Here is a 12,108-nt window from a genome sequence, read left to right on the forward strand (position 1 = left end):
GTCTCGTCTATCGTGGCCGGAGGTACCCGACCGTCGACGTGATGGGGATTCCCGATGGCCAGCATTGAAGACTTCGTGGCGGCGATCGACGCGGCGATCAGCGCCGTGAACGACGCCAAGAGCAGTATGGAGGCCGCCAAGAGCACCGGCGAGGAGACCGTCACCACCTTGCAGGGCGCCTCGGCGTACGGCCGTGCCGACATCATCGGCTCCGCGATCGGGAAACTCGACGAGGTGTTGGGGCAACTGGTCGCCGCCAACACCACCGCCGAGGAGACCAAGAACATCGCACTGTCCGCTCAGGAGTGAGCTGCGTCGTCTCGCCCGGGGTGCGACGGTCGCGGCCGGTCCCGGGCGGCACACCGGTGCTCCGGTGGAGCCACCTTCCGGTGGCGCGGTGACCTCACCGGTGCGGCATACCCCGTCGCCCGTCAGCCGAGTCGGCTGATCCGGCGCTCCGCGGCGGGAGCGCCGGTCGACGCCGAGTCGCCGTGCCACACCCTGACCCGCCATTCACGTCCGTCGGCGAGCGTCTCCATGAGCGCCAGGTCGTCGCACAGCTCCGCCGGCTCCCGGGTGTCGGAGACCGGTTCGTCGGCGACGACCGTCTCCCAGGTGTCCGTCTCGCGTGCCTGGCGCTCGATCCTGACCGTGTAGGTCGTCAACCGCCCCACCCCCTTCGTCGTGGTGTTACCCCGGTGCGGGTTGTGGAAACCGGTCAGGCCAGGCGCGCGCGCATCCGGGTGAGGGTGCGGTTGAGCATCCGGGACACGTGCATCTGGGACACCCCGATCCGCGCGGCGATCTGTGACTGGCTCATGTTGTGGAAGAAGCGCAGGTACAGCACGCAGCGCTGCTTGTACGGGAGGTCGGCCAGCATCCGGCGGACCGTCACCCTGCCGTCGGCGGCTTCCAGCGCGTCGTCGAGGGCCGGGACGAGGTCCCCGACCTCCACTTCGGTGGTCCCGTCCTGGGAGACCGGCTTGTTGGTGGACCGCAGCTGGTAGAGCTGGTCGGCGTGCATCGCCGTGTGGACCTCCGGTATGGGCAGCTCCACCTCCTCGGCGATGTCGTCGGCCGTGGGGGTGCGGTGAAGTCGTTGGGCGAGTTCGGGTTGGACGGCCTGGACGCGCAGTCGTGCCTCCTGGACGCGCCGGGGGACCCTGATCGCCCAGCCCTTGTCCCGGAAGTGCCGCTTCAGTTCGCCGTGGATGGTGGGTATCGCGTAGGCGGCGAAGGGACGTCCCATCGAGGGGTCGAATCCGTCCACGGCCTTCACCAGGCCGAGCCGGGCGACCTGGCGCAGGTCGTCGAGCGGTTCGCCGGAGTTCTCGTAGCGTCTCGCCAACCGGTCGGCCATCGGGATGCCGGCCTCGATGGCGTCGTTCCTGGCGGTTTCGCGTTCGTCGGGTCCGGCGTCGTCCGGTAGGTCGAGCAGCCGTTCCAGGTGTGCGGTGGTGTCCCTGATCGGGGGTGCGGAGGTCATCGTGACTCCCAAGGGGTTGTCGTCTCTCTGCCCTGCCGTGGCCCGCTTCATGAGCCGGTCGCCGCCCGGCGGAGTGCCCGACGACTCCGGGAGTCATACCGCGTGTCCCGGGCTTCTAAACATGCACGTGGGGTTAACGAGACGTACGGGTCGGTCTCGTCGGGACGTCCGAGCCGGTGGAGCATGCGCTCGGCGGCCGACAGGAGGGAGCCCGGTGCCACCGGATCGGTGCCGGAGCCCGGATGGAGGCGGGTGGCGCGGATGCCGGCGAGCCGGGACGACACCGTCGCCGTGTCCTCGGGGCCGGGAACGGTGTCGGGGTAGTCGTCGAGCAGGTCGGCGATCTCGTCGAGCAGGTCGGCGAAGTCGGCGGCGAAGTCGTCGGGGACGCCAGGGCGCCCGGAACGGAACAGGAGGTCGAGGGTCTCCACGATCGGCAACGTCTGATTCGAGACGGCGGCGAGCACGTCGAGTTCCGCCTGCCGGGATCCCGGTTCCGGTTCGGTGCGGTGTTCCGAGAGCCGCCAGCGCGGATTGAACCGGACGCTCTCCCGCTCGTGTGCGGCGGTGTCCTCCGCCCGGCGGAGGGAGTCCACCAGTTCACGTCTGTCGCGCCGCCACCGCGCGACGTCGGCGGTGTCGGGGTCGCGCAGTCCGGCGGCGACTCCGCGCAGGAGGCCGGTCAGGTTCTCGGCGGCCCGCGCGGTGAGGCGCCGAGTGCCCCTGACCGAGAGCGGGGGGAACACGAACACGTTGACGGCGGCGCCGATGCTCACGCCCACCAGGCTCTCCACCACTCGGAAGAACAGGTAGCCCGGGTCGTCGGCCGTGCCCGAGGTGATCATGAGCAGTGCGACCGCGCCCACCCATATGCCGCTGTCACCCAGGCGCCACCAGGTGCCCACCAGCATGCCGACGAACACGGCCAGGAAGAGCTGGAACACCGGGGAGGGGACGGTCGTCGCCACCGGATACGCGAGCAGCACGCCCATCGTCACGGCGGTGAGCTGCTGGAACAGGCTCACCAGTGAGCGGTAGACCGTGGTGGCGATGACGAACACGGCGGCGTAGGGCGCGATGAACGACTGCGGGGCGTGGATGTGCTCGGCGACGATCCAGGCGATGAGCGCCGCGACGGCCATCTTGGCCGCCTGCACGACGGTCTCCCGGTCGGGTCCGCGGTCGCGCAGTCCGTGCCACGCGCGGACCACCGGGGCGAAGCGGGACGGGGTGCGCATGGACTCCTCCACCGGACGTGGTCACCGTCGGTGGATACCCGTGGCCTCCTTGTTCACACATCCGGCGGCGCGCGTCACGTCTCGGGCTCGACGAGGGTCGCCTCGATGGGATAGAGTTAATAAACCGACCGTCGGTTTATTAACTGGGAGGTGTCATGCCGCGTCCCTTCGACGAGGCGGCCCACGCCCGGCGCCGCGACGGCTTCCTCGACGCCGCACAGCACCTGCTGCAGACCGTGGGCTTCGACGCCATGTCCGTACAGGACGTGCTGGCGCGGACCGGGGCCTCCAAGGGCGCCTTCTACCACTACTTCGATTCCAAGAGCGACCTGCTGGACGCCGTCCTCGACCGGATGTTCGAGGAGATGCTGGCCTCCGCCGCGCCCGCGATCCGGGACTCGGAACTCTCGGCGCTGGAGCGCCTCAACCGGTTCTTCGCCGGACAGGGCGCCTGGAAGACGGCCCGCCGCCCGCTCGTCCTGGCCGCCGCCCGCGCCTGGTACGGCGACGCCAACGCGGTGGCGCGCGTCAGGATGCGCAGGCGCAGCGCCGAGGAGTTCGCGAGACTGCTCACCGACGTGGTCCGGCTCGGCGTGGCGGAGGGCGTCTTCGACGTCGACGACCCGCGGGTAGCCGCACGGATGGTCTACGCGCTGCTCCAGGACTTCCACGACGGCCTCATCGACTGGTTCACCACTGACAGGCGCGCCACCCCCGAACAGGTCGCCGAGGTGATCGACGCCGTCGCCGGATACCAGACCGGGATGGAGCGCGTGCTCGCCGCTCCGCGCGGCGCGATCCACCTCGTCGACGCCGACACCATGCGCGACTGGCTCACCTGAACGACCACCACCCTCCCGAGGAGTTGAACTCCATGTCCTCGATCCCACTGCACCTTCCATTCGACTCGCCGGACGCGACCCTGGAGAACGCCGGCGGCAAGGGCGCCGCGCTCGCCGAACTCGCCCGCGCCGGACTGCCGGTACCGGGCGGATTCCACCTCACGACCGGCGCGTACCGCAGGTTCGTCACCGAGACCGGCGCCGCCGACCGGATAGCCGCCGTCCTGGCCTCGACGGACCCCGCCGACCCGGAGGCGACTCGACACGCGGGAGCCGCCATCCGCCCGTTGTTCGGCGACACCGCCGCGCTACCGGCCGACGTCCGCTCCGCGATCGCCGCGGGCCTGGCGGGACTGCCGCCCCGGGCGGCCGTCGCGGTCAGGTCCTCCGCCACCGCCGAGGACCTGCCCGACGCCTCCTTCGCGGGACAGATGGAGTCCCATCTGAACGTCCGCGGCGCCGAAGCGGTGGAGGCCGCCGTGCTCGGCTGCTGGGCGTCACTGTGGACGGACCGGGCGATCGCCTACCGGGCACGCCGTTCGCGGCCCGGCACCGACGACGTCGCCTCGGCCGTCGTGATCCAGCTCATGGCCGACGCCACCGCGAGCGGAGTCGCCTTCACCGCCGACCCCGTCACCGGCCGCCGGGACCGCACCGTCGTCAATGCCACGTGGGGGCTCGGTGAATCGCTCGTGGGCGGCGCGGTGACCCCGGACCAGTACGTATTGGACGGAGCCACCGGAGCCGTGGTCTCCCGCACGATCGGGGACAAGGCGGTCGAGACGGTGCGCACCCGCACCGGCACCGAGGAACGCCCGATCTCCGATCGCCGCCGCCGTGCCGTGGTCCTCGACGACACCGCGCTCAGCGAACTCCATCGGTTGACGACCCGTGTCGCGCGACTCCACGACCGCCCCGTGGACGTGGAGTGGACTCGGCACGATGGTGGGTTCCAGATCGTGCAGGCCCGGCCGATCACCAACCTTCCGGAACCACCTCCCGCGCGGGAGGAGTGGAACGACAGCCTCCTCGGCGACCACCTGTGGACGTCGGCCAACCTGGGCGAGGCGATACCGAGCGTCATGACCCCCATGACCTGGTCGTTCGTCCAGATATTCATGAGCGAGGCGATGTCGCTGTCGCACGTCGGACCGTACCGGCTCAGCGGCAACATCGGAGGCAGGTTCTACCTGAACCTGTCGGTCTCCAACGCGGTCGCCGACGCACTCGGCCTGAGCGGCATGGTCCGCACCGGTTCCGTTCAGGCGTTCGGGCGGTTCCCCGGCGGGGTCACCGCCCCGCCGTTGCCGCTGTCGCGATGGCGGATACTGCGGCTGGCCATGCCGTCGATGACCCGGTTCGTACGTGGCGTCGCCCGGTACCAACGGAACTTCGACGCCATGGTCGCCGCCTTCCCCGACCGCTGCCGCACCACTCACGCCCGCATCGCCGCCACCGACCGACCGGGGGAGCTGCGCGGCCTGTGGGACGACGAGATCCGGCCGCTGCTGGTCGACGGCGCGAAGCTGTTGGCCGCCGGCAGCCGGCTCAAGGGCGCCGCCCAGTTCCGGGTGCGCGCCTGGCTGTCCCGGCTCGTCGACGAGGCCGACACACATGCCCTGACGACCGGCGTCCACACCGACACCGACGGGCTGGCCAGCCTGGGACCGCTGTTGGGGCTTCGGCAACTGGTCGACGGGGTGATCGACAGGGAGACCTTCGACCGCACCTGGGGACACCGCTGCCCCGACGAGTTCGAGGTCTCCGTGCCGCGACCGGCCGAGGACCCGGCCTGGGTGGACCGTGCCCTGGCGGGAATGCGGGACGCGCCACCGGTGACGGAACTGCTGAACCGGCAGGCGACCGCGCGGGAGGAGGCGATGCGCCGGTTCGCGGCCCGGCATCCCCGCAAGGTCGCGACACTGCGGCGCCGGTTGGCCGCGGCGGCCGTGAGCGCCCGGGGAAGGGAGACCGGCAGGTCGGAGGTGATCCGGGCGTTCTGGGTGCTGCGACGCTTCGTGCTGCGCGCCGCCGAACTCACCGGTGCCGGTGACCGGGTCTTCCACCTGCGGCTGTCCGAACTGCTGGCACTGCTGGAGGGCGACGAATCCGTCCTCGACCGGGTTCCGGCCCGTGAGGCCGCCTACCGGCACTACCGCGCGCTACCGGTGTACCCGACCTTCATCAGGGGCGCGTTCGACCCCGACTCGTGGGCGGCCGATCCCGGCCGGCGGGCCGACCTTGCCGACGCCACCGGTGAGGCCGTCGTCTCCGACGGCGAGATCACCGGCGCGGCCGGTTCACCGGGCAAGGCGGAGGGTGTCGCCCGCATCGTCGAATCGGTGGACGACGCCGGGCGCGTCGCGGTGGGGGAGATCCTGGTGACCAAGGTGACCAACATCGGCTGGACACCGGTGTTCCCGCGCGTGGCGGCCGTCGTCACCGACGTCGGAGCGGCACTGTCACACGCCGCGATCGTGGCACGGGAACTCGGCATCCCGGCGGTCGTCGGCTGCGGAGACGCGACCACCCGGCTGCGCGACGGCGACCGGATCAGGGTGGACGGCGACCAGGGCACCGTGGTGGTACTCGGCGAGCCCGGCGCTCCGGACCCTTCGTGACCGCGCCGCCGGGCCGTGTCGCGTCCCGGCGGCGCGCGATGATCCCGGTCACCGTCCACCCCGCGACCGGCCGATTCACCTACACCGGTCGCGGGACCGGGTTGCCGATCCGGCCGGTGACCGCGCAGGATGATTCGGTGCGCCGATTCCACCCCGTACCGACCGGGCCGCGGACCACCCACCGACCCACCGGTCGACGTGGTGCCGGTGGCGTGACATGCCCGCACCACGGCACGTGCCGGCGAGTGGGAGGTTGACTCGGATGCGTGTGCTGCTCATCGACAACCACGACTCCTACACCTACAACCTCTACCAGTTGCTCGCGACCGAACTCGGCTGCACGCCGGTCGTCATGACCCACGACGACCCGCGACTCCTCACCGACTCGGTGGCGGCGTTCGACGTGGTCGTGGTGTCGCCGGGACCCGGCCGGCCGCAACGTCCCTCGGACCTGGGACACGTGCGCCACGTCCTCGACGCGCATCCGGGCCTGCCGACACTCGGTGTGTGCCTGGGGCACCAGGCGCTCGCCCACCTCGCCGGTGCCCGGGTGGTGACCACCCGCCCACGCCACGGACACCCCGCCCGGGTGTACCACGACGGCACCGGACTGTTCCGCGGCGTTCCGGACGGATTCACCGCGATCCGCTACCACTCGCTACACGTCGCCAGGCCGCTGCCCGAACCGCTGCGGGAGATCGCGGTCGCCGACGACGACACGGTCATGGCCGTGCGGCACCTCGGACTACCCCGGTGGGGCGTGCAGTTCCATCCCGAGTCGGTCGCCACCGAGCACGGCGCGCGGCTCGTCCGCAACTTCGCCGACCTCGCCGCGCCGGGTCGCCGACCCGCCACCATTCCGGCGCCCCGCAGCGGTTCCGCACCCCGTCGGGAACGGGCGGCCGGGCGGGAACCAGTGCTCGCCGTCGCCACGCTGGACCGTGCGGTGTCCACGCCGGAGCTGTTCCGGCGTCGGTTCGGCGACTCCAGTCACGCGTTCTGGCTCGACAGCAGCCTCGCCGAACCGGGCCGGGCGCGGTTCTCCTTCCTGGGCGACACGGGAGGCCCGCTGGGGCAGGTGCTGCGGTACCGCGTCGGAAGCGGTGCCGTCCAGGTCACCGACGCCGCCGGCACCCGTGACGAACCGGGGGACGTCTTCCAGGCGATCCGGCGTCGCCTGGAACGGTTCCGGCACACCGGTTCCCACCTGCCCTTCGACCTGACCACCGGCATGGTCGGTTACTTCGGTTACGAGCTCAAGGCCGACTGCGGCGGCGACACGGCCCACGCCGCCTCCACTCCGGACGCGATGTGGCTCCTGGCCGACCGGCTCGTCGCCGTCGACCACCAGGAGGACCGCACCTATGTGGTCGCACTGTCTACACCGGACCCGGACGCCCGCCGGATCGCGACCGACTGGACCACCCGCACCGCCGCCGCGCTCACCGAACTGCCCGATCCCGCCCCGTCCGCGCCACCGCCGGTGTCCGCCGCCGGAGACCGTGCGCCGGTTCTGGCCCGAGAGGAGGCCGGTTACCTGGCCGACGTCGAGTCCTGCCTCGCGGAACTGCGCGCCGGCGAGAGCTACGAGATCTGCCTGACCAACCGGGTCACCCTGGACCCGGTCGCCGACCCGCTCGACTACCACCTGGCGCTCCGGCGCCGGAATCCGGCACCGTACGCGGCCTACCTGCGGCTGGGGGAGTTCGCGGTGATGAGTTCGTCCCCCGAGCGGTTCATCCGGGTCCACACCGACGGGACGGTGGAGAGCCGTCCCATCAAGGGGACCGTCGCACGCCATCCCGACCCCGTCCTCGACGAGGCGGGCCGCGCCTCACTGACCGCCTCGGCCAAGACGCGCGCGGAGAACCTGATGATCGTGGACCTGCTGCGTAACGACCTGGGACGGGTGTGCGATCCGGGTTCGGTGACCGTGCCGGAGTTCCTGGTCACCGAGACCTACGCGACGGTCCACCAGCTGGTGTCCACGGTGCGCGGTCGGCTGCCCGGGCACGTCAGCCCGGTGGACTGCGTGCGGGCGTGCTTCCCGGGCGGCTCCATGACGGGCGCCCCGAAGCTGCGGACCATGCGGATCATCGACCGCCTGGAGGGCCGGGCCAGAGGCGTCTACTCCGGCGCGCTCGGCTACTTCGGTTTCGGCGGTGGCGCGGACCTGAGCATCGTCATCCGTACCGCGGTCTGGGAAGGTTCCGAATTGACCGTCGGCACCGGCGGCGCCGTCGTCCTCGACTCCGATCCTGCGGAGGAGTTCGCCGAGACGATGGTGAAGGCGGCGGCACTCGTGGCCGCCAGAGAGGACCTGCGGACGGCGGTCACACCCGAGACCGCGACGTCGACACACTGACACCGGACCGGAACCCGCGCCGTCATCCCGGCCATCGCGACCCGGCCGCGGGCCGGCTATTTCACCCGGCCTCGGGCTGGCTATTGCACCCCGGCCGCGGGCCGGCTATTGCATTTCGCCCGCCGAGTACATAACGTTACGGAATGGACACCTGTTCACCGTTCGCGCAGGTGAACGGGGGACCTTCACCGTGCCGGGTTCCCCGTTGCGCCGGCGGGCCGGGTACCGGCGGCCTCCATCCGCCCGGACCCGACCCACACCCGGTCACCTGATCAGTCCGGTACGGAAGGCGATCGCCACCGCGTGGGCGCGATCGTGCGCGCCGAGTTTGCGGTAGAGCATCCTGGCGCGGGTCTTGACGGTGTCCTCGGAAATCGACAGTTCCGCCCCGATCTGGAGGTTCGTCATTCCCAGGCTCATCCGCTCACACACGTCGAGTTCCGCCTGGCTCAGCCGGAAGCACAGCGGCTTCGGCCTGGGGCGCCGCGGCACGGGCGGCGTGACGCGGATCCCGACGGCCGCCAGCGCCTCCAGAAGCAGGCCGGTGGTGTGGTTGAGCTGCCCGACGCGCCGGTCGCGGGCGGCCTCCCGGCAGATCCACGCCGCCGAGTCGCCCACGACCCGCCACGCGGTCGTGGGTGAGGACAGGTCCGGCTTGGCGACGACCACCCCGGGGACGGCCGATTCGCGGCGTTGTCGGATCACTGTGGTCATGATGGGCTCCTGTCTGTCATGCCGCGAACCGCGGCGATCGACCGCGTCCGACGCCTCACCCCGGCGCCGGAAACGGAACCACCCGACGCCTCCGGTCGGGTGCGGTGAATCGAACCTCTCCGGCGGGCACCGACGGAACTCCCCGTCCGTCGCGTGTCACCGGTGCGAGACGGCGAGCGACACCCACCCGGGAACCGGTGTCGCCTCCACCGACCCGGATCACGGTCGGTGTGCCCGCCGTATCCATTCCAGCAGGCCGGATACGGGCGGGCCAGAACAGTTTTGTGACATCCATGTGACACATCGGGTGCCACGGGCGCGACGGGATGCATCATGAGTCAGGCAGGGAGGTAGTCATGGCCGCCGATCCGAACGCCGGTCTGGCACGACGGCGAAAGGCCATGGGGCTCACCCAGGAGGCTTTGGCCGAGCTGTTGTCGGTCGACCGGGTGTCGGTGTCACGTTGGGAGCGTGGCGTCACCGAACCGCAACCGTATCTGCGCGCCGATCTCGCGTCCGCGCTCCGGTTGACACCCGCCGAACTGGAGTCCCTGCTGGTGGCCGCGAAACCGTTGCCGCCCCCCGAGAGGCGACGGCACCCGGCCGTCGGCCCACATGACGAAGGTGACCATATGCTCAGGCGCGACATCCTGCGACTGGCCGCGGTGACCGCCGCGGCCATCGCCACCCCGAGATCCGCCCCGGTACACGACGTCCGGGATCTGGACGCGCAACACGCCGTCGGCGAACACCTGTGGCGGGCCTACGGCCGCACCCACTCCAAGGCCGCCATGTACCCGGTGGTCGGCGACCACCTCGACGCGGTACGCGAGGGACTGAGGCTTCCACAGTCGACGGAGTCCTTCCGTGCCCGGTGCCGCCTCGCGGCGGGGGCGTTCCAACTCGCCGGAGAGATCCTGTTCGACTCCTCGGCGCACGCCGACGCGATCTCCTGCTACACCCTGGCGGCCGACGCCGCCAGGCAGGCCGGGGACGACGACCTGTGGGCGTGCGCGATGCTGCGGCACGCCCTGGTCCACCTGGTCGCCGGGCGTCCTCACGAGGCGGAGGAGCTGGCCGCCGCCGCGGTGGCGGTCGCGCGGCGGGGTGACCCCGGCCTGACCACCGGTTACTGGGCGGCGGCGGTGCGTGCCGAGGCGCTGGCGGGGATGGGTGAGAAGGACGCCTGCCTGCGGGAGCTCGACCGGGCGGAGGAGGTCGATCGCCGGAACGTCACCGGCAACGGTGGATGGTTGCGGTTCGACGGCGCCCGGATCCCGGAACAGCGCGGCGCCTGCCTGATGGCGCTCGGTGACCACGCCGGCGCGTCCGACGCGCTGGAGGCGGCGGCGGCCGTGGCGGTGACACCGCGGCGCAGTGCGGCGGTACACACGGACCTTGCGGTCCTGGCGGTGCGTGCGGGTGACCTCGACAGGTTGGCCGGTCACGTGGAGACGGTGGTGGAGCTGGAGCGGCACAACGACTCCGGGTACATCAGGCACAAGTTGCGGTCGCTGCGCCAGCGCATCGGCGAGCCGGGCGGGAACCGCCGGTTGGCCTGGATAGTGGAGCGCCTGGACGAGGTCGCCTGGAACCCGGGGCCGGCGGTGTGACCCGGCGGCCCCGGGGTCGTCTCCGGTGACTCGCGGCGACTCTCCTGAGGGGCCTCGGGAGGGAAGCGTTGTGTAGAGTCACCATGACGATCGGACGAGTCACCGTCGTCGGCTCCGCGCGGTGGCGTGCCGGGGCGTCCGCGATCGGCACCGGACCGCTCCCGGGCCGCCGGTGACGGGCGGCGGCGCCCGAGGCCGTGGTCACCGAAACGTGACGGCAATGCCGTTATGGACGGTGTGACCGCGGCGCGACGTGGGACTCGCGCGGCAATTATCCCGGGTACACGATTCGCGATCCGGTGTCAATGGTTTGCGGCTCCGAGAATTCGACAGAGAATTCATATATGCGAGCCCGTAACTAAAATCCGTCTCATTCGTATGCACATTGCACGCTGTCGTATCTGGTCAGCTATACGGTTTACCGGATATGGTGGTATGCGCTCGTGGGACGATTCTTCCGACGATGAAGGCCGTGACGATCCGGCATTTCCACCGGTGGCCGCGACCCGACTCACCAGTACACAGCCGGCCGATTGTGATGCACCACATGCCGCCAATGCGAACAAGCAGGTCAGCGCGCGGGGCCTCCAGCCGCGAACACCGGGATTCGTGGCTGGTTATGCTGTCCCCCAACAAAGTCCGCCACGGCTCCCGGTCGTGGCGGATCGTGATGATACCGTTTCCTGGCAGACACGGCTCGTAGGATCAGCTCACTCACTCGCATTCTCGTCCGCTGTGGAATCACCCATCCTTAAAGGAGGACCAGCCCTTCCATGTCCGATACGATACGGAATGCACCGACAGGTTTGCAGTTCCTGCTCGATGGACTGATCTCGCAAGTCGCCGGAGTTCAATGTGCGCTTCTGGTGTCGGCCGATGGACTGAAGAAGGACATCAGCAGCGGCCTCGACAACGACCGGGCCGACCAGCTCGCCGCCGTGGCGTCCGGTCTGTTCTCGCTGGCGCGCAACACCGGCGGTGGCGGAGTCCGTCAGGTGGTCGCCGAACTCGACGACCACATCGTATTCGTCTCCAGTGGCGGGAGTCAGACCCGCCTCGTGGTGGTCGCCGGCAACGACACCGACGTGAGCGTGCTGGCATTCGAAATGGCTCAACTCATCAAGGGCGTGGCGCATCACACCGCCACCCCGGCTCGATCGGACGTGGTCGCCTAACCATGACTCAGCAATGGTCGCGGCCGGCGGAGCAGCCGGCCGGTCACAACGTGC

General features: G+C 70.6%; 10 protein-coding genes. 6 read left to right on the forward strand and 4 right to left on the reverse strand.

Features of this window, described 5'->3' with window-relative positions; all coding sequences use genetic code 11:
- Positions 1 to 54: 54 nt before the first annotated feature.
- A complete protein-coding gene (locus LX16_RS06335; RefSeq protein ID WP_147134471.1) occupies positions 55 to 309 on the forward strand; it encodes a hypothetical protein in 255 nt (84 codons plus the stop codon).
- A gap of 122 nt (positions 310 to 431) precedes the next feature.
- Here LX16_RS06335 and LX16_RS06340 read toward each other — a convergent pair whose 3' ends face one another.
- From LX16_RS06340 to LX16_RS06350, 3 genes are read right to left on the reverse strand one after another with little or no spacing between them, the layout of a single operon-like run.
- Positions 432 to 665 carry a hypothetical protein gene (locus tag LX16_RS06340; protein ID WP_147134474.1) on the reverse strand — a complete coding sequence of 78 codons (234 nt, stop codon included), beginning with the start codon at positions 663 to 665 and terminating at the stop codon, positions 432 to 434.
- Between the two features lie 53 nt (positions 666 to 718).
- On the reverse strand, positions 719 to 1,486 hold the full coding sequence (locus LX16_RS06345; protein ID WP_158645503.1) for a SigB/SigF/SigG family RNA polymerase sigma factor: 768 nt from the start codon (positions 1,484 to 1,486) through the stop codon (positions 719 to 721).
- A 47-nt stretch (positions 1,487 to 1,533) separates the two neighbouring features.
- On the reverse strand, positions 1,534 to 2,724 hold the full coding sequence (locus LX16_RS06350; RefSeq protein ID WP_147134480.1) for an FUSC family protein: 1,191 nt from the start codon (positions 2,722 to 2,724) through the stop codon (positions 1,534 to 1,536).
- Between the two features lie 155 nt (positions 2,725 to 2,879).
- On the opposite strand from LX16_RS06350, the gene LX16_RS06355 reads away from it, so the two are divergent.
- From LX16_RS06355 to pabB, 3 genes are all read left to right on the forward strand, one after another.
- Positions 2,880 to 3,566 (forward strand): TetR/AcrR family transcriptional regulator, encoded by a 687-nt coding sequence (locus tag LX16_RS06355; RefSeq protein ID WP_147134484.1) that lies wholly within the window; start codon positions 2,880 to 2,882, stop codon positions 3,564 to 3,566.
- 32 nt (positions 3,567 to 3,598) lie between these two features.
- On the forward strand, positions 3,599 to 6,187 hold the full coding sequence (locus tag LX16_RS06360) for a PEP/pyruvate-binding domain-containing protein (RefSeq protein ID WP_147134487.1): 2,589 nt from the start codon (positions 3,599 to 3,601) through the stop codon (positions 6,185 to 6,187).
- A 262-nt stretch (positions 6,188 to 6,449) separates the two neighbouring features.
- A complete protein-coding gene (gene pabB, locus LX16_RS06365) occupies positions 6,450 to 8,552 on the forward strand; it encodes an aminodeoxychorismate synthase component I (RefSeq protein WP_147134491.1) in 2,103 nt (700 codons plus the stop codon).
- 264 nt (positions 8,553 to 8,816) lie between these two features.
- On the opposite strand, the gene LX16_RS28185 is transcribed toward pabB, so the two are convergent.
- Positions 8,817 to 9,266: a response regulator transcription factor gene (locus tag LX16_RS28185; RefSeq protein ID WP_147134494.1), complete on the reverse strand. Its 450-nt coding sequence runs from the start codon at positions 9,264 to 9,266 to the stop codon at positions 8,817 to 8,819.
- Positions 9,267 to 9,622: 356 nt separating this feature from the next.
- Between LX16_RS28185 and LX16_RS06375 the strand changes: the two genes are divergently transcribed.
- Both LX16_RS06375 and LX16_RS06380 read left to right on the forward strand, forming a co-directional pair.
- Entirely contained in the window at positions 9,623 to 10,879 is a 1,257-nt protein-coding gene (locus LX16_RS06375) for a helix-turn-helix domain-containing protein (RefSeq protein ID WP_158645504.1), read from the forward strand.
- Positions 10,880 to 11,652: 773 nt separating this feature from the next.
- Positions 11,653 to 12,054 carry a roadblock/LC7 domain-containing protein gene (locus tag LX16_RS06380; protein ID WP_147134500.1) on the forward strand — a complete coding sequence of 134 codons (402 nt, stop codon included), beginning with the start codon at positions 11,653 to 11,655 and terminating at the stop codon, positions 12,052 to 12,054.
- Positions 12,055 to 12,108: the final 54 nt, after the last annotated feature.

The organism is Stackebrandtia albiflava (assembly GCF_007994225.1).
Taxonomy (GTDB): Bacteria; Actinomycetota; Actinomycetes; order Mycobacteriales; family Micromonosporaceae; genus Stackebrandtia; species Stackebrandtia albiflava.

What these genes read in the sequence shown, in the direction of transcription:
- LX16_RS06335 (WP_147134471.1), top strand. Translation starts at nt 55, where the DNA reads ATGGCCAGCATTGAAGACTTCGTGGCGGCGATCGACGCGGCGATCAGC.
- LX16_RS06345 (WP_158645503.1), bottom strand. Translation starts at nt 1,486, where the DNA reads ATGACCTCCGCACCCCCGATCAGGGACACCACCGCACACCTGGAACGG.
- LX16_RS06350 (WP_147134480.1), bottom strand. Translation starts at nt 2,724, where the DNA reads ATGCGCACCCCGTCCCGCTTCGCCCCGGTGGTCCGCGCGTGGCACGGA.
- LX16_RS06355 (WP_147134484.1), top strand. Translation starts at nt 2,880, where the DNA reads ATGCCGCGTCCCTTCGACGAGGCGGCCCACGCCCGGCGCCGCGACGGC.
- LX16_RS06360 (WP_147134487.1), top strand. Translation starts at nt 3,599, where the DNA reads ATGTCCTCGATCCCACTGCACCTTCCATTCGACTCGCCGGACGCGACC.
- pabB (WP_147134491.1), top strand. Translation starts at nt 6,450, where the DNA reads ATGCGTGTGCTGCTCATCGACAACCACGACTCCTACACCTACAACCTC.
- LX16_RS28185 (WP_147134494.1), bottom strand. Translation starts at nt 9,266, where the DNA reads ATGACCACAGTGATCCGACAACGCCGCGAATCGGCCGTCCCCGGGGTG.
- LX16_RS06375 (WP_158645504.1), top strand. Translation starts at nt 9,623, where the DNA reads ATGGCCGCCGATCCGAACGCCGGTCTGGCACGACGGCGAAAGGCCATG.
- LX16_RS06380 (WP_147134500.1), top strand. Translation starts at nt 11,653, where the DNA reads ATGTCCGATACGATACGGAATGCACCGACAGGTTTGCAGTTCCTGCTC.